Source organism: Mycobacterium colombiense, assembly GCF_001953985.1.
GTDB lineage: Bacteria > Actinomycetota > Actinomycetes > Mycobacteriales > Mycobacteriaceae > Mycobacterium > Mycobacterium colombiense_B.
This window is the reverse complement of the sequence record NZ_MBEI01000058.1, coordinates 277,983-303,072: the sequence shown is the minus strand read 5'-3', so window position 1 is coordinate 303,072 and position 25,090 is coordinate 277,983. Positions and strand designations below refer to the sequence as shown.

Genomic DNA, 25,090 nt, shown 5'->3' with positions numbered 1-25,090 from the left:
GCGCTAGCGTGGATGCATGACCTCCCCCGACGTGTCGCAGCCCAAGGTGCAACTGAGCGACGACGAGTGGCGCAAGAAACTCAGCCCGGAAGAGTTCCACGTGCTGCGCCAGGCCGGCACCGAGCGGCCCTTTACCGGTGAATACACCGACACCAAAACCGAAGGTGTGTACCAGTGCCGGGCCTGTGGCGCCGAATTGTTCCGCAGCACAGAGAAATTCGAGTCGCATTGCGGCTGGCCGTCGTTCTTCGACCCGGCGAAGTCCGACGCGGTGATCCTGCGGCCCGACCATTCCATGGGTACGACGCGCACCGAGGTGCTGTGCGCGAACTGCCACAGCCACCTGGGCCACGTGTTCGCCGGCGAGGGCTACCCGACGCCGACGGATCAGCGCTACTGCATCAACTCGGTCTCGCTGCGGCTGGTGCCGGCGGGCGGATAGCCCGGGCCGTTTCCGTCTTCGCGACACTTAAACCACGCACACGACACGCCGAAAACCGGCGCCATGGTTTAAGTTTCGCGGATCCCGAGGCGGTGTTGTGACGTCTTCCAGGTATGGACGACGCGTTTGTCGGCAGTCAGGCCGTACGGCAAGGAAACTTGAGCCGGTATCGGCTGCGCTCCCAATTCCGCGCCATCCATCCCGATATCTACCTGCCGGTGAACACCACTCCATCGCTCCGCACACGATCGGCAGCAGCGTGGTTGTGGTCGGGCCGGCGCGGCGTCCTCGCGGGCCTGGCTGCCGCGGCGCTGCACGGTGCGAGCTGGGTCGACGACTACGAACCCATCGAGCTGATCTGGCGCAACACGCATCCACCCGCCGGCGTGATCACGCGTAATCAGCGGGTCGATCCCGACGAAGTCATCAGCGTCGGCGGTCTGCCGGTCACCACTTCGGCCAGGACGGCATTTGACCTGGCCAGACAACTGCCGATCGGCGAGGCGGTGGCGCGACTGGACGCGCTGATGCGTGCGGCGCCATTCTCGACCCACGATGTGCTGGTGCTGGCCGAGCGGCACGCGGGAGCACGCGGGCTGCGGCAGCTACGCGCGGCGCTCCCGCTGGTGGATCCCGGCGCCGCGTCGCCCAAGGAGACCTCGCTTCGCTTACTTTTGATTGATGCCGGACTTCCCGTGCCCGCCACGCAGATACCGGTAGAACAGAACTGGCGGCTTATCGCCTGCCTCGACATGGGGTGGGAGGACTACAAAGTGGCCGCCGAGTACGACGGCGACCATCATCGCGCCAACCGGCGGCAGTACGCCCATGACCAGAATCGGCTGCGAAAGCTAGAAGAACTGGGTTGGACCGTCATCCGGGTGATCGCCGAGGACAAGCCCGAGGACGTGGTGCGCCGCGTGCGCGACGCCCTTGTCCGTCGCGGATGCCGCGACACTTAAACCACGCACACGACACGCCGAAAACCGGCGCCATGGTTTAAGTTTCGCGGCATCAGGCGCGGCGTGGCGCGTACCGCTGACGGCAGTTCAGTCCACCCGGGTGGCGTGCACTTCCCAGAACGGGGCGTGCGCCCGTTCGCCCTCCAGCCACGGCTCGATCGCCCGGAAGCGCTCCAGCAACTTCTCGGCCTGATCGGCGATGTCCGGGTTGCGTTTGGCCATCGCCTCGATGGACTCGACGCTGACGTTGACCCGATAGGTGGTCGTGCCAAGATAGGTTATCTCCCAGCCACCGTCCGGCAGTACGTCGCGAAAGTCGTTCTCCGACAACGACCGCAGCATCTTGAAGCCGTTGACGTTGTGCTCGCCGAACTCGAACATGTACAGCCGCGCGCCCGGTTTGGTGGCGCGGTGCAGCGCCTGCACATAGGACCGGCGCAGCTCGGCCTCGGTGCTGAAGGTGTGGTAGAAGGCGCAGTCGACCACCGTGTCGAAGCGGCCGTCGAACCCCTCCAGCTTCGTCGCGTCGGCCAGCTCGAAATTGACTGACACCCCGGCCTTTTGGGCATTCTCCCGGGCCCGCTCGATGGCGCCCGCCGAGCCGTCGATGCCGGTCGCCGAATATCCCTTGGACGCGTAGTAGATGGCGTGATGACCCGGGCCGGTGCCCGGGTCGAGCACCTCACCCTTGATGGCGCCCAGCGCGACGAGCTGCTGGACCACCGGCTGCGGGCCGCCGATGTCCCACGGTGTGGCGGCCGGCAGGCCGTGCGATGTCCGCTGGTCGCGGTACATCTCCTCGAAGCGGGTGGGGTCGGTCGGGTCGAAGGGCGTTGTCATGGCAGGGCGTTCACCAGTTGCTCGACGGCAACGCGGGGGCCGGTGAAGAACGGCGTCTCCTCGCGGGTGTGCCGGCGGGCGTCGGTGGCGCGCAATTCCCGCATCAGGTCCACGATCCGGTGCAGTTCGGGGGCCTCGAAGGCCAGCAGCCATTCGTAGTCGCCGAGCGCGAACGCCGGGACCGTGTTGGCGCGGACGTCCTTGTATTCGCGCGCGGCCATGCCGTGCTCGGCCAGCATGCGGCGGCGTTCCTCGTCGGGCAGCAGGTACCACTCGTAGGACCGCACAAAGGGATACACGCAGATGTAGGCGCCGGGTTCCTCGCCGGCCAGGAACGCCGGGATGTGGCTCTTGTTGAACTCGGCCGGCCGATGCAACGCCACGCTGCTCCACACCGGCGAGCTGGCCCGCCCCAGCGCCGTGGTGCGCCGGAAATCGGCGTAGGTGGCCTGCAGCGCTTCGACGCGCTCGGCGTGGGTCCAGATCATGAAGTCGGCGTCGGCCCGCAGACCCGCGACGTCGTAGAGGCCGCGCACCACGACGCCGCGCTCCTCCTGCTGCTTGAAGAACGTCGACGCTTCATCGATGACGTCGTCGCGCTGTTCACCGAGCTCACCGGGCTCTACGGAGAACACCGAGAACATCAGGTAGCGGATCGTGGAGTTGAGCGAGTCGTAGTCGAGCTTGGCCATGGAACCTATCGTGCCACCCGCGCGTCCAAGTCTCCGATGGCCCTGATCACACGCTCGGCAGCGCGCCCGGCGGCGCCGCCGCAGGCCGGCACGCCGATGCCGTCGAGGTAACTGCCGGCCACCGCGAGGGTCGGGGGCAGGCCCGCCCGGACCTCGGCGACCAGGTCGGCATGGCCCGGCCCGTACTGCGGCATCGCCTCGATCCAGCGCTGGATGCGGACGTCCACGGGGTCGATGGTCAACCCGAACACGGTGGCCAGGTCGCCCAGCGCCCAGGTCAGCAGCTCGTCGTCGGACGTGTCGGCCGCCACGCGATCGCCGAACCGCCCAAACGAGAGCCGCAGCAGTTGGGCGTCACCCCGGGCGCCCCACTTGCGCGACGAGAGCGTGATGGCCTTGGCCCGCAATCGCTCACCGGTCGCCACCAGCACACCAGAACAGTCCGGGAACGCGGTATCGCCGGGCACGGCGAGCGCCATCACCACCGAGGATGCGCTGGTGATGCGGCCGGCCGCCGCGACGCTGCGCGGGGCGATCTCGGCCAGCAGCCGGCGGCACTGCCCCGCCGGCACGGCCAGGATCACTGCGTCGGCGGCCCAAGGCGCGCCGGTGTCGTCGACCACCGTCCAGCCGGCGCCCGCGCGCTCGAGCCGCGACACCGCGGCGCGCACCCAGCGCGGGCGCCCGCGCGCGAGCAGCTCATCGATCAGCACCTGGTAGCCGCCCTCGAGCGACCCGAACACCGGCGCGCCGGTGGCGGGCGGCAGCGCCTGACCCACGGCGTCGGTCAGGCTGGTGGCGCCGCCGTCCAGCGCGGCCGCCACCGTCGGGGCGGCCGCGCGCAGGCCGATGGTGGCCGAAGAACCCGCATAGACCCCGCTGAGTAGCGGATCCACCGACCGGGCCACCACCTGCTCGCCGAATCGATCGCCCACCAGGTCGGCCACCGCGGGGTCGGCGCCCGGTTCCCATGCCAGCGGGCGGGCGGGCTCGGCCTCGATGCGGGCCACCGTGGCCTCGTCGACCAGTCCCGCCACCGACGCCGCCGACGACGGTATCCCGACTACGGTGCCCGCGGGCAGTGGGCGTAACTCTTGCCGGCTGTAGATCAGCGGGCGCGCGCCCGTCGAAACCCGCTGTCGTCCAGACAAATTCAGTTCATCCAGCAGGGCGGGCATTTCGGGTCGGCGCAGCACGAAAGCCTCGGCACCCAGGTCCATCGGCACCCCGCCGACCACCTCGGTGCGCAGGACGCCGCCGAGCCTGTCTCCCGGATCGAACAGCGTGATCGCGGCGTCGTCGCCGACGGCCGCACGGAGCCGATAGGCCGCCGTCAGACCCGAAATACCGCCCCCCACAACACAATACGAGGGAGAACTCATAGGGAGTGGACCAGCGACACCAGGTCGGTCAGCACGCCGGGATCCGTTTCGGGCAGCACGCCGTGGCCGAGGTTGAAGACATGACCGGCGGCGCCGGCGTCGATCGCACGCCGGCCGTCGTCCACGACCGCGCGGGCCGCGCGCTCCACCACCGGCCAGCCCGCCAGTACCACCACCGGATCGAGGTTGCCCTGCAACGCCGTACCGGGTTGCACGCGGGCGGCCGCGTCGGCCAGGGAGGTGCGCCAGTCCACGCCCACCACGTTGGCGCCGACCGAGGACATGGCGCCCAGCAGTTCGGCGGTGCCGACCCCGAAGTGGGTCATCGGCACGCCGTAGTCGGACAGCGCGGCGAACACCCGGGTGCTGTGCGGCTGCACGTAGGTGCGGTAATTCGCCAGCGACAGCGCCCCGGCCCACGAATCGAAGACCTGGACGGCGTCCACCCCGCCCTCCAGCTGCACCCGCAAGAAGCCCACGGTGATGTCGGTCAGCTTCTCCATCAGCGCGTGCCAGGTGTCCGGCTCGGCCAGCATCATCGCCTTGGTGCGCGCGTGGTGGCGACTTGGGCCGCCCTCGATCAGATAGGACGCCAACGTGAACGGGGCGCCGGCGAAGCCGATCAGCGGGACGTTGCCGAGCGCGGCCACCAGCAGCGACACCGCGTCGGACACCGGCTGAACCCGTTGCCGCTCAAGGGGTTTGATCGCGGCTACGTCGGCGGCGGTGCGCACCGGCGATTCGATGACCGGGCCGACCCCGGCGACGATGTCCAGGTCGATGCCCGCACCGAGCAACGGCACCACGATGTCGGAGAACAGGATCGCCGCGTCGACGTGGTGGCGGCGCACCGGCTGCAGGGTGATCTCGGAGACCAGCTCGGCGTCGAAGCAGGCCGACAGCATGTCGGTCTGGGCCCGCAGCGCCCGGTATTCGGGCAGCGAGCGACCGGCCTGCCGCATGAACCACACCGGCACCCGGCTGGGTTTGCGGCCGCTCACGGCGGCCAGATACGGCGACTCGGGAAGGTCGCGGCGAGTACTCATCAGCCTTAATGCTGCCATGACCGGAGAACACCGAACTGCGCTGCGTACGATCAACGACCGCGACCGTTTGAACGTCAGGAGCTTCCAGATGCCAGTGAGTCAGCCCCCAGCGGATTACGACGCGTTTCCCAGCCTGCGCTGCGAACTCGGGGACAACGGGGTGCTGACGTTGGTTCTCGACTCCCCCGGCCTGAATTCGGTCGGGCCGCAGATGCACCGCGACCTCGCCGACATCTGGCCGGTGATCGACCGCGATCCCGCCGTGCGCGCCGTCCTGGTCCGCGGCGAAGGTAAGGCCTTTTCCTCCGGCGGCAGCTTCGACCTGATCGACGAGACGATCAACGACTACGAGGGCCGGCTGCGCATCATGCGCGAAGCCCGCGACCTGGTGCACAACATGATCAATTGCGACACCCCCGTCGTGTCGGCCATCCGGGGGCCGGCGGTGGGCGCGGGCCTGGTGGTGGCCTTGCTCGCCGACATCTCGGTGGCCGGCCGGACCGCCAAGCTGATCGACGGGCACACCAAGCTGGGCGTGGCGGCCGGCGACCACGCCGCCATCTGCTGGCCCCTGCTGGTCGGCATGGCCAAGGCCAAGTACTACCTACTGACCTGCGAGACGCTGCTGGGCGAGGAAGCCGAGCGGATCGGGCTGGTGTCCACCTGCGTCGACGATGACGACGTGCTGTCCACCGCCACCCGCATCGCCGAGAACCTGGCGCAGGGCGCGCAGAACGCGATCCGGTGGACCAAGCGCAGCCTCAACCACTGGTATCGCATGATGGGCCCCACCTTCGAGACCTCGGTGGGCCTGGAATTCCTCAGTTTCAGCGGCCCCGACGTGCAGGAAGGCCTGGCCGCACACCGCGAGAAGCGCCAGGCGCGTTTCACCCGCTGACCGCCGCCTGAGCTGCACATATAGCTTTGGTGGAGGCCTGGTAACGGCTTGGTCGCGGCCGGTTTGAAACGCGGCGCGCCTGTCGCGGCGTGTCGGGCTGTAGGTCTAGCGTCGATCCCTGTGACCCGTGCCGTGACGATGCAGAACGGTCGGGATGAACAGGAGCGGCGCCAAGTGACCTCATCCGAACCGGCCCCATTCCGCGAAGCGGTAGCGGCGATGAACGCCGTCGTCGTGCGGTCGGAGATCGAGTTGGGTCCCATCCGGCCGCCGCAACGCTTGGCTCCCCACAGTTACGCCCTGGGCGCCGAGGTCAAACATCCCGATAGCGACATCATTCCTGAGCGGTCCGACGGCGACGCCTTCGGACGATTGATCCTGCTGTACGACCCCGAAGGGGCCGATGCGTGGGACGGCACCATCCGCATGGTCGCCTACATCCAGGCCGACCTTGACCCCAGTGAGGCGGTCGACCCGCTGCTGCCCGAAGTAGCGTGGAGCTGGCTAGTCGAGGCACTGGAGTCACGTATGGAACAAGTCGTCGCCCTGGGCGGTACCGTCACCGCCACCACATCGGTGCGCTACGGAGACATCTCCGGGCCACCGCGCGCCCACCAGCTCGAGCTCCGCGCGTCGTGGACCGCGACGTCGCCCGCGGTCGGCGGGCACGTCGAGGCGTTCTGCGAGGTACTGGAGCACGCCGCGGGCCTGCCCCCCGCTGGAGTCACCGACCTGAGCTCCCGGTCACGCGCCTAGCATGGGCGAACCGTCGGCCGACGGGCCGGGTAGCAGCGCGCCCGGCGACATAAGCACCGACCCCGCCCCCACCCCGCTGCCGCAACCCTCCGAGGGCGTCCCGCCGATCTCGGTGAGCGTGCACGAGATCGAGGCCGCCGCACAGCGACTGGACCGCGGGCATGGGCCGTTCGCGGTCGACGCCGAGCGGGCGTCGGGTTTCCGCTACTCCAACCGGGCCTACCTGATCCAGATCCGCCGGGCCGGTTCCGGCACCGTGCTGATCGATCCCGTGAGCCACGGCGCCGACCCGGTGCAGGCCCTGCGGCCAGTGGCCGAGGTTCTGGGCAGCGACGAATGGATCCTGCACTCCGCCGATCAGGACCTGCCCTGCCTGGCCGAGGTGGGCATGCGGCCGCCGGCGCTGTACGACACCGAGCTCGCCGGACGACTGGCCGGGTTCGAACGCGTGAACCTGGCGACCATGGTCGAGCGGCTCCTGGGTTTCGGGCTGGCCAAGGGGCACGGCGCCGCCGACTGGTCCAAACGGCCCCTGCCCGCCGAATGGCTCAACTACGCCGCGCTGGATGTGGAACTGCTCATCGAGCTGCGCGCCGCGATCGCCGACGTCCTGGCCGAGCAGGGCAAAACCGATTGGGCCGCACAGGAATTCGACTATCTGCGCGACGTGGGTACGAAAGATCCGGGCGCCGCCGTGCGGCGGGACCGGTGGCGGCGAACGTCGGGCATCCATCGGGTGCGCGATCAGCGGGGCCTGGCCGCGGTCCGCGAACTGTGGTTGACGCGCGACCGGATCGCGCAGCGCCGCGACATCGCGCCGCGGCGCATCCTGCCCGACTCGGCCATCATCGACGCCGCCCTGGCCAACCCGACGACCGTCGAGGAGCTCGTCGCGCTGCCGGTGTTCGGTGGGCGCAATCAGCGGCGCAGCGCCGCCACGTGGCTGGGGGCGCTGGACGAGGCGCGGCGGAACAAGAACCCACCCGGGGACAGCGAGGCGCCGAACGGTCCGCCGCCGCCGGCGCGGTGGAGCAGGCGCAAGCCGGAGGCCGCCGCCCGGCTGGAGGCCGCGCGCTCGGCGCTGTCCGAGGTCTCCGAGCGGGTCCACGTCCCCACCGAGAACCTGGTCTCGCCGGACCTGGTGCGACGGCTGTGCTGGGACTGGGCGCCCGCACCCGATCCGTTCGACGCCGTCGAAACGTTCCTGCGCGCCGGGCAGGCGCGGCCGTGGCAGCGGGAATTGGTGGATCCGGTTCTGGCCCGGGCGTTGCAGGCCCCGCCGACGGAATCCGAGGCCGCTGACTAGTCGAGGTGCTCGCGAATCTCCGCTTCGGCGACACCGCTGCCCAGCGCGGCGACCCAACCGGTGATGCGGCGGGCCACGTCCTGGTCGGTCAGCGCCAGATCCGTCAGCAGCTCACCGCGCGAGGCGTGGTCGTAGAACTGCTGCGGCAGACCGACATCGCGGCACGGAACGTCGATGTCGGCGCGGCGCAGGGCGGCGGACACCGCCGAGCCCACCCCGCCGTTGACCCCGTTGTCCTCGCAGGTGACGACCAGCTTGTGCTGGGCCGCCAATTCCAGCACGCTCTGCGAGACCGGCAGCACCCAGCGCGGGTCGATGACGGTGACGCCGATCCCCTGGTCCTGCAGCCGCCTGGCCACCGCCAGCGCCATCGGCGCGAACGCGCCGACGCCGATCAGCAGCACGTCGTGGTTGCACCCGGCGGCCGGGAAAGCGAGCACGTCGACGCCCGAGATGCCCGACCCGCGGCGCTCGATCGCCGGGATGTCTTCGCCCACATCACCTTTGGGGAAGCGCAGCGCCGTGGGGCCGTCGTCGACGTCGAGCGCCTCACCGAGTTCCTCGCGCAACCGGGTGGCGTCCCGGGGTGCGGCCACCCGCATGCCGGGCACGATGCCCAGCATCGACATGTCCCACATGCCGTTGTGGCTGGCGCCGTCCGAACCGGTGATGCCGGCCCGGTCGAGCACCATGGTGACGGGCAGCTTGTGCAGCGCCACGTCCATCATGATCTGGTCGAAGGCCCGGTTGAGGAACGTCGAATAGATGGCTACCACCGGGTGCATGCCACCCATGGCCAGTCCTGCCGCCGACGTCATCGCGTGCTGCTCGGCGATGCCGACGTCGAACAGGCGATCAGGGAACTGCTGCCCGAACGGGGTCAGCCCGGTCGGGCCGGGCATGGCCGCGGTGATGGCCACGATGTCGCGGCGCCTCCTGGCGTAGCCGATCAGGGCGTCGGAGAACGTCGCCGTCCAGCCGGGTCCGGCGATCTTGGTCGCCTGGCCGGTGACCGGGTCGATGACGCCGCAGGAATGCATCTGCTCGGCCTCGTCGTCCTCGGCCGGCGCGAAGCCCATCCCCTTGCGGGTCACCACGTGCACGATCACCGGGCGACCGAACCCGCGGGCGTGCCGCAACGCGGCCTCCACCGCGCGTTCGTCGTGACCGTCGACCGGGCCGACGTACTTCAGGCCCAGATCGGTGAACATCAGCTGCGGCGACAGCGAGTCCTTGATGCCAGCCTTGACGCTGTGCATGACGCGGTAGGCGATCTTGCCGACCAGCGGCAGCGCGCGTAGCGCGTCGCGACCCTTCTCCAGGGCCTGCTCGTAGACCGGCTGCAGCCGCAGCGAGGCGAGATGGTCGGCGACACCGCCGATCGTCGGGGCATAGCTGCGGCCGTTGTCGTTGACCACGATGATGACCGGGCGGCCGGACGCGGCGATGTTGTTCAGCGCCTCCCAGCACATGCCACCGGTGAGCGCGCCGTCGCCGACCACCGCGACCACGTGCCGGTTGCGGTGCCCGCTCAGTTCGAAGGCCTTGGCCAGGCCGTCGGCGTAGGACAACGAGGCGCTGGCGTGGCTGGACTCGACCCAGTCGTGCTCGCTCTCGGCGCGCGACGGATACCCGGACAGGCCGCCCTTCTTGCGCAGACTCTCGAACTCGTGGGAGCGGCCCGTCAACATCTTGTGCACGTAGGCCTGATGGCCGGTGTCGAAGATGATCGGATCGTGGGGTGAGTCGAACACCCGGTGCAGGGCGAGCGTCAGCTCGACCACGCCCAGATTCGGCCCCAGGTGTCCCCCCGTGGCAGCAACCTTGTGAATCAGGAACTCGCGAATCTCAGCGGCCAGTTCGCGAAGTTCATGGTGGGAAAGGTGCTGCAGATCGGCGGGCCCACGGATCTGTTCCAGCATCCAGTCAGTCTACGCAGCGCCCCGAGGAACACTACTGACGAACGCGCGCGCGTTCACCGCGCCCGCGCGGGGCCGAACAGTTCGGCCAGGGTGTCGTGAAGTTCGGGGTCTGCCAAGATGACGACCTCGTCCCCGGCCATGAGTTCGGTATCGCCCCGCACCGGGACCAGACCCGTGGTGCGGACCACGATGCTCACCCAGATGTCGCCGACACGGTCACCGAGACCCTCGACCGTGCACCCCTGGATAACAGCCCCCTTGGCAACGCTGAAGCGATGGACCCCCTCCGGCTCGTCCGCGAGCCGGACGCCTATCTCCCACGGCCGGGTCTCCACCGTGCGCATGGGCAGGTGCAACAGTCTGGCGACACCGGGCACCGAGCTGCCCTGCACCAGCACCGAGAAGATGACGACAACGACCACGACGCCGTACAGGCGTTCGGCGTTGGGGACGTGCGCGGCGCGCAGCAACTCGCCCAGCAGGATCGGCACCGCGCCCTTGAGCCCGGCGAACAGGATGAAGGCCCGTTCGTTTCGCTGCAGTCGCACAGGAATCAGGCAGGAGCCCACCGCCAACGGCCGAATCAGCACCGTCAGGGCCACCGCGAGGACAAGCCCGGTAACCCACACATCGGGATGGGCAAGGACATTGAGATCGACGGTCAAACCCAGAACGGCAAACGCGACGATTTCCGCCAGACCGGCCAGGGCGGCGTGGAATCGCTTGATCTCCGGCTTGTAGGGCGCGCGAGCGTCGCCGATCATGATGCCGGCTACGAACACGGCCAGGAATCCCGAGCCGTGCGCGAGCGTGGCAATGCCGTACAGCATCAGGCAGGATGCCAGCGTTCGTAGCGAGTACAGGCCCTCGCTCGGCAACGCGACGCGACGCATGAACGCGAGTAGGACGCGACCGCCGAGCGCCCCCACGGCCAGACCGACCGCCATTTGTAGGGCGAATTGTGTTCCCACGCTTGCGAATCCGGCCGCGCTGAGACCGCCTGCGGCGATCAGGCTGGACATCAAGGAGATCCCGACAGGATCATTGGCACCCGACTCGCCCTCCAGGATGGTGCCGCTGCGGCCGCTGATCTCGCGTTTGCCCAGAACAGAGAACACCACGGCCGGATCAGTCGGCGCCACGGCCGTGGCCACCAGCACCGCGGGAAACCAGCTGATTCCGCATAGGTAGTGCAGCACTAGTGCCGCCCCTGCCGCGGTCAGGGCGGTGCCCACGACGCCGAGCGACAGGATGGGGACGGCTGCCGCGCGGAAGCGCGATGGCCCGATGTGCATGCCGCCGTCGAACAACACCAGCACCAGCGCGATGGTGATGACCCGTTCCACGATCCGCTCCGACGGAGGCTGCACCGCGGGCACGGCGTGCACCGCGACGGCAGCCCCGACCAGCACGAGTAGCGGCACCGGGATCTTGACCCGCTCGGTGAGTCGATTCGCCAACACCGCAACCAAACCGAGCGCGCTGGAGAACAACACCAACAGCGCGTAACGAAAAGTCTCGTTCACGACGGCAGCAACCGAGTACCGGTGAGCACGGACCGGATACGCAATCGACATGACTCGACAGTCACGGCCGGTTCTTTGATGCTAAGCACGCGCGCCTCTCGATCGACAACGACACCGCCGACCAGACTTCCCGGCACACCGCGACGCAGTCTATCCGGTCGTGACTCACCCGGGCGACATTGCGGTGAAGCGCCAGCGGACCCGTCGCCGCGAGAAACCCCTAACGAGTCAGCAGCGCGACGCATTCGGTGTGATGCGTCAGCGGGAACGCGTCGAAGACCTTGATCTTTTCGACGGTGTAACCGTGCCCGAGGTAGGTCCCGATGTCGCGGGCGAAAGATGCTGCCTCACAACCGATGTGCACCACCCGCGGAATGCCGGCGGCGGCCAGCAGATCGATGACCTCGCGCCCGGCCCCCGCCCGCGGCGGATCCAGCACCGCCAGATCGGCTCGCCCGCGCTGCGCCGCCAGCGCGCGCCGCACCGAGTCGGTGACGATGTGCACCTGCGTCAGATCGGCCAGGGCGACCCGGGCGGCCCGGGTCGACGTGCGCGAGGTGTCGACGCTGAGCACCCGCCCGGACGGGCCCACGGCGTCGCCGAGCACCGCGGCGAAAACGCCTGCGCCGCCGTACAAATCCCACGCGCGCATGCCGGTGCCCAGCTGCGCCCAGTCGGCGACCAGCTCGCTGTACACGCCCGCCGCATCGCGGTGCGCCTGCCAGAACGCGGTCACCGGCACCTGCCAGCTGCGCCCGGCCACTCGCTGCACCGCCTCGTAGCGACCCTCCACCACCTTGGTCGCGGTCTGCCTGCCCTGCCGCAGCGTGCGCACCACGTGGCGCGCACCGTCGTCGTCGACGGCCACGTGCAGCTGGGCGCCCGGCGGCCACTCGCCCTCGGCGATCCCGTTGAGCATGCCCGCCGGCAGCTGCGCACAACGCAGGTCGGTCACCAGATCGTCGCTGTGGTACCGGTGAAAGCCCGGGCGACGGTCGGGGCCCACGTCGAGCCGAACGCGGGTGCGCCACCCGGTCGGCGCGGAACCCGCCAGCGGCTCGGCCTCTCCGCTCCACGCATGCCCGCCGAGGCGCTCGAGCTGATTGGCCACGACCTCGGCCTTGAGCGTGCGGGTCACCTCGGGGTCGGCGAACGCCAGGTCGCAACAGCCGGCGCCATCCACCCCGGCGATGGGGCACAGCGGCGCGATACGGCCGGCCGCCGCGTCGATGACCTCGATAACCTCTGCGTGCCAATAGGATCCGCGATCCGCGGTGACCCGGACACGCACCCGCTCACCGGGCAACGCATACCGGACGAACACCACCCGGCCTTCGTGGTGCGCGACGCAGCTACCGCCGTTGGCCGGGGCATCGGTGGTCAGGGTCAGCTCCCCCACGGCGGGTGGAGTCGCGCGCGGCCCGCGCGCCGATTCGCGGGTCAATCGAAGATTCCCCGACGAGCGTCACCCGGCGCCACATGCGGCTGCAGGGTTTTGCGCCGTTCCGACGAACTCAACTGCCACGGAACCGAAGTCACCATGACGCCCGGCATGAACAGCAGGCGGCCCTTCAGTCGAAGTGCGCTCTGGTTGTGCAGCACCTGCTCCCACCAGTGGCCCACCACGTACTCCGGAATGAACACCGTCACCACGGTGCGCGGCGACTCTTCCCTGGCCCGTTTGACGTATTCCAGGACGGGGCGGGTGACTTCACGATACGGCGAGGCGATGACCTTGAGCGGGACGCTGATATCGCTTTCTTCCCACTTGTGCACCAGCTCGCGGGTTTCCGCGTCGTCGACGCTTACCGTGACCGCTTCCAGCACGTCGGGCCGGGTGGCCCTGGCGTAGGCCAGCGCACGCAACGTCGGCAGGTGCAGCTTCGACACCAGCACCACCGCGTGATTGCGGCTCGGCAGCACCACGTCGCCCTGGGTGGCGGCCTGCTCGGCCAGTTCGCGGTTCACGGTGTTGTAGTGCCGGTGAATCATTTTCATGATTCCGAACAGCAGGCTCATCGCGAACAGCGCGATCCACGCCCCGGATGCGAACTTGGTCACCAGGACCACCAGCAACACCGTGCCGGTGGACAGCAATCCGACCGTGTTGACCACCCGCGAGCGCATCATCTTGCGCCGCGCCCGCGGATCGGTTTCGGTGCGCAGCAACCGGGTCCAGTGCCGCACCATGCCGATCTGACTCAGGGTGAACGAAATGAACACCCCGACGATGTAGAGCTGAATGAGGGCGGTGACCTCGCCGCGGAACGCGATGATCGCCAGCAGTGCCGCCCCGGACAGGAACAGGATGCCGTTGGAGAACGCCAATCGGTCTCCGCGGGTATGCAATTGGCGCGGCAGATAGCTGTGCTGCGCCAGGATGGAGCCGAGCACCGGGAACCCGTTGAAGGCGGTGTTGGCCGCCAGCACCAGAATCAGGGCGGTCACCGTGGCGATCAGCAGGAACCCGATGTGGAAGCTGCCGAACACCGTTTGCGCCAGCTGGGTGACCAGGGTCTTCTGGTAGTAACCCTTCGGCGCCCCGCCCAGTTGCGTCGCGGGATCCTCGACGAGCTGAACCCCGATCTGCTGGGCCAGCACGATGATGCCCATCAGCAGGGTCACCGCGATGCCGCCCAGCATCAGCAGGGTGGTCGCCGCGTTGCGCGACTTGGGTTTCTGAAACGCCGGCACCCCGTTGCTGATCGCCTCGACACCCGTCAGCGCCGCACACCCCGACGAGAACGACCGCGCCACCAAGAACGCCAGCGCGAAACCGACGACCTGGCCGTGCGCGGAGTGCATCTGGAATCCGGCGGATTCGGCCCGCAGCGGATTGCCCAGGATGAAGATCCGGAACAGACCCCAGCCGATCATCACCAGCACGCCGATGATGAACGCATAGGTCGGGATGGCGAACGCCAACCCGGACTCGCGCACCCCACGCAGGTTCAGCGCCATCACCAGCAGGATGGACACCACACAGAAGAACACCTTGTGCTGGGCCACGATCGGGATCGCCGAGCCGATGTTCGCCATCGCCGAGGCCGTCGAGACCGCAACTGTCAGAACGTAATCCACCATCAGCGCGCTGGCGACCACGAGCCCGGCGGTGTCACCGAGATTGGTGGTGACCACCTCGTAGTCACCGCCGCCGGACGGGTAGGCGTGGACGTTCTGCCGGTAGCTGGCCACCACCACCAGCATCACCCCGGCCACCGCGAGCCCGATCCACGGCGTCAGCGCATACGCCGTCACCCCGGCCACCGAGAGCATCAGGAAGACCTCCTCGGGCGCGTACGCAACCGAGGACAGCGCGTCGGAGGCGAACACCGGCAAGGCGATCCGCTTGGGCAGCAGCGTGTGACTCAGCCGGTCGCTGCGAAACGGCCGACCGATAAGCAACCGACGGGTGGCGGTTGAAAGTTTGGACACGAGAGCCAAGAGTAAGCCCAGACGGGTTTGGCGGTAGCGTTCGTAGCAGAATGTTCGCCGACCGAAACGGCTGGCCGACGTGGGTTGCCGGTGAAGTGCGCAGGACGCGGTCGAGAGGACCTCAAGTTGCGAGTAGTGGTGATGGGCTGCGGCCGGGTCGGTTCCTCGGTCGCCGACGGGCTCTCCCGCATCGGTCACGACGTCGCGGTCATCGACCGTGACAGCACCGCGTTCAACCGACTCAGCCCCGAATACGCCGGCGAACGGGTGCTGGGCCAGGGATTCGACCGAGATGTGCTGCTGAGGGCCCGCATCGAGGAAGCGGACGCGTTCGCCGCGGTGTCTTCCGGCGACAACTCCAACATCATCTCGGCGCGGCTGGCCCGGGAGACGTTCGGCGTCAAGCGGGTGGTGGCCCGCATCTACGACGCCAAGCGCGCCGAGGTCTACGAGCGGCTGGGCATTCCCACCATCGCGACCGTGCCGTGGACCACCGACCGCCTGCTCAACGCGCTGCTGCGGGAGACCGAGACGGCCAAGTGGCGCGATCCGACCGGCACGGTCGCCGTGTCCGAGGTCGTCCTGCACGAAGACTGGATCGGGCATCGGGTCACCGATCTCGAGCAGGCCACCGGCGCCCGGGTGGCGTTCCTCATCCGTTTCGGGGCCGGCGTGTTGCCGGAACCCAAATCGGTTATCCAGGCCGGCGACCAGGTGTATGTCGCCGCGATCTCCGGCCGCGCCGCCGAGGCGGTGGCCATCGCCGCCCTGCCACCCAGTGAAGACCTGTGATGAATTCGAGCGTTGAGGAGCGGCGCAGATGAAAGTAGCTGTAGCCGGCGCCGGCGCGGTCGGCCGCTCGGTCACCCGCGAACTCATCGGCAACGGCCACGATGTGACGCTGATCGAACGTAATCCCGATCACGTCGACGTCGACGCCATCCCGGCCGCGCACTGGCGACTCGGCGACGCCTGCGAACTGAGCCTGCTGGAGTCGGTGCACCTGCAGGAGTTCGACGTGGTGGTGGCCGCGACCGGCGACGACAAGGCCAACGTCGTGTTAAGCCTTTTGGCCAAAACCGAATTCGCGGTGCCGCGGGTGGTGGCGCGGGTCAACGATCCCCGCAACGAATGGCTGTTCACCGACGCCTGGGGGGTCGACGTGGCGGTGTCGACGCCGCGCATGCTGGCGTCGCTCATCGAAGAGGCCGTCGCCGTCGGCGATCTGGTGCGGCTGATGGAATTCCGCAAGGGGCAGGCCAACCTGGTCGAGATCACGCTGCCCGACGACACGCCGTGGGGCGGCAAGCCGGTGCGCAAACTGCAACTGCCGCGGGACACCTCGCTGGTGACGATCCTGCGCGGCCCGCGGGTGATCGTGCCCGAGGAGGACGAGCCGCTGGAGGGCGGTGACGAGCTGCTGTTCGTCGCGGTCGCCGAGGCGGAAGAGGACCTGCAGAAGCTCCTACTGGGCAGCCACAACCCGGCCGGCGGCTGATCAGTCGGTGACGGCGCCGGGTTCCACGTCGACCGCGGGCGCACCGGCGGCGGCGATGGCCCGTTGTGCCGACTTGATCGCCGCGTAGGTCGCCAGCGCGGCCAGCACGGTCAGCGGCCAGCCCATCGCGATCCGCGCCACCGCCAGCCACCCGGTCCGGTCGGCGTCGTACAGCAGTCCCTGAACCACGAACCGGGCGGCGAACACCAGCACCCAGCCCACCGAGGCGATGTCGAACGCGTAGACGGCCCGGGGCACGTCGCGCCAGCCGTCCCCACGCCCGGTGGCCCAGCTCCACCCGTAGCCGACCAGGGGACGGCGGATCAGCACCGAACCCGCGACCACCACGGCCCACACCAGCGACATCCAGATGCCCAGCAGGAAGTAGCCCTTGGACTCCCCCAACACGTAAGCGATCAGCGCGCACAGCGCGACGCCGAAGAAGCCGGAGAACGCCGGCTGTGGCGAGTCGCGGCGAATCAGCCGCCACACCAGGATCAGCGCGGCCACCGCCAGCGCGGCCACGATCGCGGGAACCAGTCCGGACACGCTCGAGGCGACGACGAAGACCACCACCGGCAGCGACGAGTAGATGACACCACTGACCCCGCCTGCCTGTGCCAGCAGACGTTCCGGGTTGATGCGGTTAGAGGTCATGTGTTCCGATGCGGCCGACTCCCGCGGGGTTGCCCCCAGATCTTCGGGCTCGGTCACCGCTGAATTTCGTAGTGCGGGTTATAGATCGCCTTGGTTCCGTTCTCCAGCTTGCCGAGGCGCCCACGCACTCGCAGGGTCCGGCCCGAGTCGATGCCCGGGATGCGGCGCTGTCCCAGCCACACGAGCGTGACGGTGTCGCTGCCGTCGAAAAATTCGGCGCGAACTCCGCCGGCGCAGGCCCTGCCGTTGCACTCGACGCTACGGAGCGTGCCCACCATCGTGACCTCTTGGCCACGCTCGCAGTCGATCGCCCGTTGCGCACCGGTGCTTGCGACCTCGTCGGACAGTTCCTCCGAGTCGAGCTGTTCTGGATCCTCCGTCAACCGACGGGTGAGCCGGCGCAGATACCCTTGGGCCCCCATGGCCACTCCTGACAATGCTGATAAGCCTCGACGCTTCCATTTATGCCAACGGACACCGTAGACCTCTTGGTTCCCCAGCGCCAACCGACTCAAACGTCGTGTTGGAGGGCAACCGAACGGCGGGGCACTATCAAGAGGTGGTGGTCGATCTGCGCGGTGTCACGACGGTGTTGTTGCCCGGAACCGGCTCTGACGACGACTACGTTCACCGGGCATTTTCCGGCCCGTTGTCCGAGCTCGGCGCGCTGCTGGTGACCCCGCCGCCGCGTCCCGACCGGTTGATCGAGGGCTACCGGGCGGCGCTGGATGACGCGGGCCACCAAGGGCCGATCGCTGTGGGCGGGGTCTCGATCGGCGCCGCGGTGGCGGCCGCCTGGGCGCTGGCCCATCCCGGCCGGACGGTCGCGGTGCTGGCCGCGCTGCCCGCCTGGGCGGGCGCGCCCGGGGCCGCGCCCGCGGCGCTTGCGGCGAGGTATTCGGCGTCACAGTTGCGCGCCGACGGGCTGGCGGCGACCACGACCCAGATGCGGGCGTCCAGCCCGCCCTGGCTGGCCGACGAGCTGACCCGGTCGTGGGGCACCCAGTGGCCGCATCTGCCCGACGCCATGGAGGAGGCGGCCGCCTACGTCGCGCCGAGCTGCGACGAGCTGGCCGGGCTGACCGCGCCGCTGGGCGTGGTGTCCGCGGTCGACGATCCGATCCATCCGTTGCAGGCCGGGCTCGACTGGGTCGCCGCGGCGCCGCGCGCTGCGCTGCGGACGGTGACGCTGGATCAGATCGGCGCGGACCCGGCCGCCTTGGGGGCGGCCTGCCTGAGCGCGCTGGCCGACCTGTAGCCGGCTCAGCCCCCGGTGGTGGTGCGCAGCTGCTGCATGGCCGACCCGTCGACGCTGCGGCGCGCGGCCGGCTCGTTGGCCGGCGCCTGTTGCCCCTCGACCTGTTGGGCGTTGTCCTGCTGTGCGGCCTGTTGCGCGGCGGCGGCCTCGCGCAGCTGCTGCGCCATCGGCTCGGGCAGTTGCACTGTCAGCGGTGTGCGCACCGGAAGCGGCGTGTCGCCACGCCGAACCACGGTGTCCGCCAAGGCCGCCCGCGCCTCCTGCTCCAGAGCCTCCATCGTCTCGTGCGGGCCGTTGATGACGCAGCGGATCATCCAGCGGTAACCGTCGACGCCGATGAAGCGCACCACTCCCGTCGCGGTGCCCACCACCTCGCGACCCCACGGGCCATCCTTGATGCTGACCTGGGCCGAGTCGTTGCGCAGCGATTCGGCGAGCTCGCCGGCCACTTCGCGCCACAGGCCACCGGTCTTGGGCGCGGCGTAGGCGGCGATGGTGAAGCGTCCGTTGGGCGTGACGACCCAGACCGCGCTCGGCACACCGGTTTCGGTCAGCTCGACCTGCAGCTGGCCGGCCTCCGGCATGGGGATCAGCACCGAGCCCAGGTCGAGCCGCGCGAGCTCCGCGACCGCGGGGTCGTCGAAGTCCTCGATGTCGAACGGGCCCTCGAGCTCTTCGGCGGCCGGCTCGGCGGCGTCGGGAGCAGCGGCCTCATCGGCCGCAGAGGTGCCGGCGCCGGAGGCGTCGTCGTCTTTGGGTGTGCGTTTACCGAATGCCATCACAAACTCGCATGTCCGCCGGAGGAACCGTGACCACCATCGCCACGGGATGTTTCGGCCAGCCCGGCCTCGTCGAACGACGACACCTCGACCAACTCCACTAATTCGACTCGCTGCACCAACAACTGGGCGATGCGATCGCCGCGGTGCACCACGATCGGCTCGGTCGGGTCCAGGTTGATCAGCGCAACCTTGATCTCGCCGCGATAGCCCGCGTCGATGGTACCCGGGCTGTTGACGATCGAAAGCCCAACTCGCGCAGCCAATCCCGAGCGTGGATGCACCAGGCCGACCATTCCGAACGGGATGGCGACAGCGACCCCCGTCCGCACCAGGGCGCGCCGCCCGGGTTCCAGTTTGACGTCTTCGGCGCTGAAGAGATCGATCCCGGCGTCGCCTTCGTGGGCACGGCTGGGCAGCGGAAGCTCGGGGTCAAGACGGACGATGGCCAGACTGGTCGACACGGGGCCACAGACTACCCTTGACTGCGTGTCCGATACGCGCGTCGCGCCGCACAACGTGCGGTATCGCGAACGATTGTGGGTTCCGTGGTGGTGGTGGCCACCGGCCTTCGCGCTGGCCGGCATCATCGCTTTCGAATTCAACATGGGCGTCACCCGCCAGTCGTCCTGGTGGCCGTACGCGACGCTGTTCGCGGTTGCGGCCGCGGCGCTGCTGTGGCTGGGCCGCATCGAGATCCGGGTCACCGCCGACCCGGCGGCGCCGGGCGAGGTGCAGCTGTGGGCCGGCCAGGCGCATCTGCCAGTCACCGTGATCTCCCGGTCCGCCGAGATAGCGCCCTCGGCCAAGTCCGCCGCCTTGGGCCGGCAACTCGACCCGGCGGCGTACGTGGTTCACAGGGCATGGGTGGGGCCGATGATCCTGGCGGTACTCGACGATCCGGACGATCCGACGCCGTATTGGCTGGTGAGCTGCCGTCACCCCGAGCGGGTGCTGTCGGCATTGCGCAGCTGATCCGATCAGGCCGCGCAGTCGGTACAGATCATCACGCCGTTCTTCTCGCTCGCCAGCCGACTGCGGTGTTGCACCAAAAAGCAGCTCGAGCAGGTGAACTCGTCGGCCTGCTTCGGGATCACACGCACCGACAGTTCTTCGCCAGACAGGTCGGCACCAGGGAGTTCAAAATTCTCTGCGGATTCAGATTCGTCGACATCGACGACGGCCGAAGCCGCCTCGTTCCGTCGCGCTTTGAGCTCCTCCAGCGAGTCCTCCGAAACGTCGTCAGTCTCGGTACGCCGTGGAGCGTCATAGTCGGTAGGCATTGCCCTATCCCCTCACATGCCCTCGTTATCCAAGCATCGCTTTGTACCAGCGTCGAACGCATCCACCAAACGATTCGTGCCCGTATCCCGGCCCATTAAGGTGTGATTTGCATCACACCCCTATTTTTACCCTTGCGCTCGTGTCTGAACAGTGGGTTTAGCGTGCGGCTAGAGTGCAGCTGTGGTCACGCAAATCACCGAGGGTACAGCCTTTGACAAGCACGGTCGGCCCTTTCGACGACGCAACCCCCGGCCGGCCATCGTCGTGGTGGCGCTTCTCACGGTGGCCACCGGCGTGATCTGGACGATCGCGTTGACGCGGCCCGCCAAGGTGCACGAGGCCGTGGTGTGCAATCCCCCGCCCGAGGCGGCGGCCGGCTCGTCACCGGCCCAGCTCGGTGAGCAGGTGTCGCGCAGCGCCATGATGGACGTGACGCCCGCCAAACTCGCCGACACCAAGGTTCGCGTCCTCAACGCCAGCGGCAGGGGCGGGCAGGCGGGCGATGTCGCCGGGGCGATGAAAGACCTCGGCTTCGCCCAACCGACCGCCGCCAACGACCCCCTTTATGCGGGCACCAGACTCACCTGCCAGGGCCAGATCCGTTTCGGCACAGCTGGACAGGCCACCGCGGCGGCCGTGTGGCTGGTGGCGCCGTGCACCGAGCTGTTCAACGACAACCGCGCCGACGATTCCGTCGACCTGTCCCTGGGCACCGACTTCAGCGCGTTGGCCCACAACGACGACATCGACGCGGTGCTCGCCACCCTGCGTCCCGGCGCCACCGAGCCCTCAGATCCCACGCTGCTGGCCAAGATTCACGCCAGCAGCTGCTGACCCGGGCGGTCAATCCAGGATCGGATCCAGGCCGTTGAAGCGCCCCAGGACGGCCAGCAGTTCGTCGGCGATGCCGGGCGCGGCGGCCAGCGCCAGGCCGGCCCCGTTCACGCCGGGCGCGGGCAGCATCACCCGGGCCCCCGCCTCCGCGGCGATCAGCGCACCGGCGGCGCGATCCCACAGTTGCAGGCCGTGCTCGTAGTAGGCGTCGAGCCGGCCCGAGGCGACCATGCACAGATCCAGTGCCGCAGAACCGATGCGACGGACGTCGCGGACCACCGGCAGCATCCGCGCCAACAGCGCCGCCTGCGCCGCACGGCGCTGCCGCGAATAGCCGAAACCGGTGCCCAGCAACGCCATCGACAAATCGTCGACGGCGGAGCTCTGCAACAGCTGCGTCCCCTCGTCGTCGGTGACATGCGCACCCAGGCCCAGCGCCGCCGAGTACACCCGGTTTCCGACCACGTCGGCGACCGCCCCGGCCACCGACTCGCCGTCGACCTGTGCGCCGACCGACACCGCATAGGCGGGGACGCCGTAGACGAAATTCACCGTGCCGTCGATGGGATCGAGCACCCAGGTGACCGATCCGGCCGGTGTGCCCGCCGGATCGGCGGGCCCGCCCCCCTCTTCGCCGAGAATTGGTTCCCCGGGCCGTAATTCGGCCAGCCGATCGCGCAACAGACGTTCCGTTTCGGTATCGACCACGGTCACCGGGTCGGTCGGGGTGCTCTTCGAGCGCACCGCGCCACTGTCTGGAGTGTGCACGCCGCCCGCCTCGGCGCCGAAAACCTCTGCCCGCCGACGCCTCACGAACGCGGCGGCCTCCGTGGCCAGGGTTTCGGCGACCGAGCGCAGCCGTACGAGCTCGTCATCGGAAGGGGTCACCGGTCTATCGCATCACAGTCGCCACGGCCGCGCAGACGCCACGGGCGACACCGCCGCGGCGCTAAGGTGGGCGGACAGCTCAGTCACGCCGAGGAGATTCGATGACCAGCACCGACTCGACCACGGACACGCCCGGCACCGCCGTCGCCGACGGCAGGCCGCAGCGTCGCGGATTCGGCATCGACGTCGGCGGCAGCGGCATCAAGGGCGGCATCGTCGACATGGACACCGGGCAGCTGATCGGCGAGCGGGTCAAGCTGCTGACCCCTCAGCCGGCGACGCCCTCGGCGGTGGCCAAGACCATCGCCCAGGTGGTCAACGCCTTCGAATGGACCGGCCCCCTCGGAGTGACCTATCCCGGAGTCGTCACCCACGGCGTGGTGCAGACGGCGGCCAACGTGGACAAGGCCTGGATCGGCACCAACGCGCGCGACGTCATCAGCGCCGAGCTCAACGGTCAGGAAGTCATCGTCCTCAACGACGCCGACGCGGCGGGACTGGCCGAGGAGCATTACGGCGCCGGCAAGGGCCAGTCGGGCCTGGTGGTGTTGCTGACCTTCGGCACCGGGATCGGCTCCGCGGTGATTCACAACGGGACGCTGATACCCAACACCGAGTTCGGCCATCTCGAGGTCGGCGGCAAGGAGGCCGAGCAGCGGGCGGCGTCCTCGGTAAAGGAGAAGAACGACTGGTCCTACGAGAAGTGGGCCAAGCAGGTGACCAAAGTGCTGGTGAGCATCGAGAACGCAGTGTGGCCGGATCTGTTCATCGCCGGCGGCGGAATCAGCCGCAAGGCCGAGAAATGGGTGCCCCTGCTGACCAACCGCACCCCGGTGGTGGCCGCGGCCCTGCTCAACACCGCCGGGATCGTCGGCGCGGCCATGGCCGCCACCTCGGACGTGACCCACTGATTTCGCCCGGCAGAGCCGTAGTACCGCGCACTGTCGTTACAATGGTCTTCGGCGAACGCCCAACCGATAGCGTGCACCTACCACGCTGATACCAACGCCGACATCGACATAGCAGACACTTTCGGTTAACCATGCCCAATACCCACCGAAGGTGAGCCCAAACGAAGGGGTGTAAGTGGCAGCGACGAAAGCAAGCCCGGCGACGGACGGGCCGGTGAAACGCACCGCCACGAAGTCTCCGACGTCCCCCGCCAAGCGACCGGCGGCCAAGGCCGCCAACGGGTCGGCGCCGGCCAAGCGGGCCGCCAAGGCAACGCCGTCCACCAAGTCCGAGGCGGACGCGGCCGACTCCAAGAAGACCCGCGCCGCGGGCAAGGGCGCCAAGGCGCCGTCGGCGCGCGGAACCAAAGCGGCCAAGGGCGGGCCGGCGGATCCGGACGCCATCGATTCCGACGGTGCCGTCGAGGATCTCGACAACGAACCCGACCTCGAGGGCGAGCCCGGCGAAGACCTCGATATCGACGCCGACCTCAGCCTCGATGACCTCGAGGAGGACGTAGCGTCCGACGGAGAAGACTCCGAGGAGGGCGACGCCGATCCCGACGAGGCCGAGGGCGAGGAAGAAGCCGCCGTGAAGCCTGCCGCCAAGGCCGGCGAGGCCGCCGCGGAGGAAGACGAGGAAATCGCCGAGCCCAGCGAAAAGGACAAAGCCTCCGGCGATTTCGTGTGGGACGAGGACGAATCCGAGGCGTTGCGGCAGGCCCGCAAGGACGCCGAGCTGACGGCCTCCGCCGACTCGGTTCGCGCGTACCTCAAGCAGATCGGTAAGGTCGCGCTGCTCAACGCCGAGGAAGAGGTCGAGCTGGCCAAGCGCATCGAGGCCGGGCTGTATGCCACGCAGCTGATGACCGAGATGACCGAGCGCGGCGACAAACTGCCCGCCGCCCAGCGCCGCGACATGGTGTGGATCTGCCGCGACGGCGACCGCGCGAAGAACCACCTGCTGGAAGCCAACCTGCGACTGGTGGTGTCGCTGGCCAAGCGCTACACCGGCCGCGGCATGGCGTTCCTGGACCTCATCCAGGAGGGCAACCTGGGCTTGATCCGCGCGGTCGAGAAGTTCGACTACACCAAGGGTTACAAGTTCTCCACGTACGCGACGTGGTGGATCCGTCAGGCCATCACCCGTGCCATGGCCGACCAGGCCCGCACCATCCGCATCCCGGTGCACATGGTCGAGGTCATCAACAAGCTGGGCCGTATCCAGCGCGAGCTGCTGCAGGACCTGGGCCGCGAGCCCACGCCCGAAGAGCTGGCCAAGGAAATGGACATCACACCCGAAAAGGTGCTGGAGATCCAGCAATACGCCCGCGAGCCGATCTCGCTGGACCAGACCATCGGCGACGAGGGCGACAGCCAGCTGGGCGACTTCATCGAGGACAGCGAGGCCGTGGTGGCCGTGGACGCGGTGTCGTTCACGCTGCTGCAGGACCAACTGCAGTCGGTGCTGGAGACGCTGTCGGAGCGCGAGGCGGGCGTGGTACGGCTGCGCTTCGGTCTCACCGACGGTCAGCCCCGCACCCTGGACGAGATCGGGCAGGTTTACGGCGTGACCCGTGAGCGCATCCGCCAGATCGAGTCCAAGACGATGTCGAAGCTGCGTCACCCCAGCCGCTCGCAGGTGCTGCGCGACTACCTCGACTAGCCGGATCGGCCGTCGTTCGAAAGCGCTGCGCCACAGGCTATCTCGAGAGGCGCTGAAATTCGGCTGCGG

At 68.8% G+C, this 25,090-nt stretch carries 25 protein-coding genes and 1 pseudogene; 12 read left to right on the top strand and 14 right to left on the bottom strand.

What is annotated here, in order from left to right; genetic code table 11:
• Positions 1-16: 16 nt before the first annotated feature.
• Both msrB and A5732_RS18725 read left to right on the top strand, forming a co-directional pair.
• Positions 17-442, top strand: a complete 426-nt coding sequence (gene msrB / locus A5732_RS18730; protein ID WP_065026817.1) for a peptide-methionine (R)-S-oxide reductase MsrB — start codon at positions 17-19, stop codon at positions 440-442.
• Between the two features lie 113 nt (positions 443-555).
• Positions 556-1,404: an endonuclease domain-containing protein gene (locus A5732_RS18725; RefSeq protein WP_076102970.1), complete on the top strand. Its 849-nt coding sequence runs from the start codon at positions 556-558 to the stop codon at positions 1,402-1,404.
• 87 nt (positions 1,405-1,491) lie between these two features.
• Here A5732_RS18725 and A5732_RS18720 read toward each other — a convergent pair whose 3' ends face one another.
• From A5732_RS18720 to hemE, 4 genes are read right to left on the bottom strand one after another with little or no spacing between them, the layout of a single operon-like run.
• The gene (locus A5732_RS18720; RefSeq protein WP_076102969.1) at positions 1,492-2,244 is read right to left on the bottom strand and encodes a class I SAM-dependent methyltransferase; all 753 of its coding nucleotides are present in this window, start codon (positions 2,242-2,244) and stop codon (positions 1,492-1,494) included.
• Positions 2,241-2,936 carry a hydrogen peroxide-dependent heme synthase gene (gene hemQ, locus A5732_RS18715; RefSeq protein ID WP_064951775.1) on the bottom strand — a complete coding sequence of 232 codons (696 nt, stop codon included), beginning with the start codon at positions 2,934-2,936 and terminating at the stop codon, positions 2,241-2,243. Before hemQ ends, A5732_RS18720 begins: the two co-directional genes overlap by 4 nt.
• A gap of 5 nt (positions 2,937-2,941) precedes the next feature.
• The gene (locus tag A5732_RS18710) at positions 2,942-4,318 is read right to left on the bottom strand and encodes a protoporphyrinogen oxidase (protein ID WP_076102968.1); all 1,377 of its coding nucleotides are present in this window, start codon (positions 4,316-4,318) and stop codon (positions 2,942-2,944) included.
• A complete protein-coding gene (gene hemE, locus A5732_RS18705) occupies positions 4,315-5,364 on the bottom strand; it encodes a uroporphyrinogen decarboxylase (protein WP_076051851.1) in 1,050 nt (349 codons plus the stop codon). The genes A5732_RS18710 and hemE overlap by 4 nt, the downstream gene beginning before the upstream one ends.
• 88 nt (positions 5,365-5,452) lie before the next feature.
• Here hemE and A5732_RS18700 point away from each other — a divergent pair, with 88 nt between their 5' ends.
• The 3 genes and pseudogenes from A5732_RS18700 to A5732_RS18690 all read left to right on the top strand — a co-directional run bounded on the left by A5732_RS18700 (position 5,453) and on the right by A5732_RS18690 (position 8,324).
• Positions 5,453-6,262, top strand: coding sequence for an enoyl-CoA hydratase/isomerase family protein (locus A5732_RS18700; RefSeq protein WP_076051978.1), 810 nt, complete (start codon positions 5,453-5,455; stop codon positions 6,260-6,262).
• A gap of 89 nt (positions 6,263-6,351) precedes the next feature.
• Positions 6,352-7,018, top strand: a pseudogene (locus A5732_RS18695) (DUF3000 domain-containing protein).
• 1 nt (position 7,019) lies between these two features.
• The gene (locus A5732_RS18690) at positions 7,020-8,324 is read left to right on the top strand and encodes an HRDC domain-containing protein (protein WP_076102967.1); all 1,305 of its coding nucleotides are present in this window, start codon (positions 7,020-7,022) and stop codon (positions 8,322-8,324) included.
• Here A5732_RS18690 and dxs read toward each other — a convergent pair.
• The 4 genes from dxs to A5732_RS18670 all read right to left on the bottom strand — a co-directional run bounded on the left by dxs (position 8,321) and on the right by A5732_RS18670 (position 15,207).
• Positions 8,321-10,246 (bottom strand): 1-deoxy-D-xylulose-5-phosphate synthase, encoded by a 1,926-nt coding sequence (gene dxs, locus A5732_RS18685; RefSeq protein ID WP_076102966.1) that lies wholly within the window; start codon positions 10,244-10,246, stop codon positions 8,321-8,323. The two genes, A5732_RS18690 and dxs, sit on opposite strands and share 4 nt — an antisense overlap.
• A gap of 53 nt (positions 10,247-10,299) precedes the next feature.
• Complete coding sequence (locus A5732_RS18680) at positions 10,300-11,772, bottom strand: cation:proton antiporter domain-containing protein (protein ID WP_076103040.1); 1,473 nt, start codon at positions 11,770-11,772, stop codon at positions 10,300-10,302.
• A gap of 220 nt (positions 11,773-11,992) precedes the next feature.
• On the bottom strand, positions 11,993-13,216 hold the full coding sequence (locus A5732_RS18675) for a class I SAM-dependent RNA methyltransferase (RefSeq protein ID WP_436971833.1): 1,224 nt from the start codon (positions 13,214-13,216) through the stop codon (positions 11,993-11,995).
• Positions 13,213-15,207 (bottom strand): APC family permease, encoded by a 1,995-nt coding sequence (locus tag A5732_RS18670; protein WP_065127089.1) that lies wholly within the window; start codon positions 15,205-15,207, stop codon positions 13,213-13,215. The genes A5732_RS18675 and A5732_RS18670 overlap by 4 nt, the downstream gene beginning before the upstream one ends.
• Before the next feature lie 126 nt (positions 15,208-15,333).
• On the opposite strand from A5732_RS18670, the gene A5732_RS18665 reads away from it, so the two are divergent.
• Both A5732_RS18665 and A5732_RS18660 read left to right on the top strand, forming a co-directional pair.
• Positions 15,334-15,999, top strand: a complete 666-nt coding sequence (locus tag A5732_RS18665) for a potassium channel family protein (RefSeq protein ID WP_120312186.1) — start codon at positions 15,334-15,336, stop codon at positions 15,997-15,999.
• A gap of 28 nt (positions 16,000-16,027) precedes the next feature.
• Entirely contained in the window at positions 16,028-16,705 is a 678-nt protein-coding gene (locus tag A5732_RS18660) for a potassium channel family protein (RefSeq protein ID WP_064951782.1), read from the top strand.
• Here the strand turns inward: A5732_RS18660 and A5732_RS18655 are convergent, their stop codons facing one another.
• Together A5732_RS18655 and A5732_RS18650 are read right to left on the bottom strand one after the other, a co-directional pair.
• A complete protein-coding gene (locus A5732_RS18655) occupies positions 16,706-17,362 on the bottom strand; it encodes a DUF3159 domain-containing protein (protein WP_065050659.1) in 657 nt (218 codons plus the stop codon).
• Between the two features lie 53 nt (positions 17,363-17,415).
• Positions 17,416-17,784 (bottom strand): OB-fold nucleic acid binding domain-containing protein, encoded by a 369-nt coding sequence (locus A5732_RS18650; protein WP_076051846.1) that lies wholly within the window; start codon positions 17,782-17,784, stop codon positions 17,416-17,418.
• A 137-nt stretch (positions 17,785-17,921) separates the two neighbouring features.
• On the opposite strand from A5732_RS18650, the gene A5732_RS18645 reads away from it, so the two are divergent.
• Entirely contained in the window at positions 17,922-18,620 is a 699-nt protein-coding gene (locus A5732_RS18645; protein ID WP_076103039.1) for a hypothetical protein, read from the top strand.
• A gap of 5 nt (positions 18,621-18,625) precedes the next feature.
• Here the strand turns inward: A5732_RS18645 and A5732_RS18640 are convergent, their stop codons facing one another.
• A complete protein-coding gene (locus A5732_RS18640) occupies positions 18,626-19,399 on the bottom strand; it encodes a DUF3710 domain-containing protein (protein WP_371915827.1) in 774 nt (257 codons plus the stop codon).
• A complete protein-coding gene (gene dut / locus A5732_RS18635; RefSeq protein ID WP_007774869.1) occupies positions 19,399-19,863 on the bottom strand; it encodes a dUTP diphosphatase in 465 nt (154 codons plus the stop codon). Before dut ends, A5732_RS18640 begins: the two co-directional genes overlap by 1 nt.
• A 25-nt stretch (positions 19,864-19,888) precedes the next feature.
• Between dut and A5732_RS18630 the strand changes: the two genes are divergently transcribed.
• Positions 19,889-20,374 (top strand): DUF3093 domain-containing protein, encoded by a 486-nt coding sequence (locus A5732_RS18630; protein WP_064951785.1) that lies wholly within the window; start codon positions 19,889-19,891, stop codon positions 20,372-20,374.
• 5 nt (positions 20,375-20,379) lie between these two features.
• Here A5732_RS18630 and A5732_RS18625 read toward each other — a convergent pair whose 3' ends face one another.
• On the bottom strand, positions 20,380-20,682 hold the full coding sequence (locus A5732_RS18625) for a DUF4193 domain-containing protein (RefSeq protein WP_036468275.1): 303 nt from the start codon (positions 20,680-20,682) through the stop codon (positions 20,380-20,382).
• 181 nt (positions 20,683-20,863) lie between these two features.
• On the opposite strand from A5732_RS18625, the gene cei reads away from it, so the two are divergent.
• Positions 20,864-21,517 (top strand): envelope integrity protein Cei, encoded by a 654-nt coding sequence (gene cei / locus A5732_RS18620; protein ID WP_064951786.1) that lies wholly within the window; start codon positions 20,864-20,866, stop codon positions 21,515-21,517.
• Positions 21,518-21,526: 9 nt separating this feature from the next.
• Here cei and A5732_RS18615 read toward each other — a convergent pair whose 3' ends face one another.
• A complete protein-coding gene (locus tag A5732_RS18615; RefSeq protein WP_076102964.1) occupies positions 21,527-22,405 on the bottom strand; it encodes an inositol monophosphatase family protein in 879 nt (292 codons plus the stop codon).
• 101 nt (positions 22,406-22,506) lie between these two features.
• On the opposite strand from A5732_RS18615, the gene ppgK reads away from it, so the two are divergent.
• The gene (gene ppgK / locus A5732_RS18610; protein ID WP_064951788.1) at positions 22,507-23,316 is read left to right on the top strand and encodes a polyphosphate--glucose phosphotransferase; all 810 of its coding nucleotides are present in this window, start codon (positions 22,507-22,509) and stop codon (positions 23,314-23,316) included.
• Positions 23,317-23,491: 175 nt separating this feature from the next.
• Positions 23,492-25,021, top strand: a complete 1,530-nt coding sequence (locus A5732_RS18605; protein ID WP_142256636.1) for an RNA polymerase sigma factor — start codon at positions 23,492-23,494, stop codon at positions 25,019-25,021.
• The last annotated feature ends 69 nt before the right edge of the window (positions 25,022-25,090 follow it).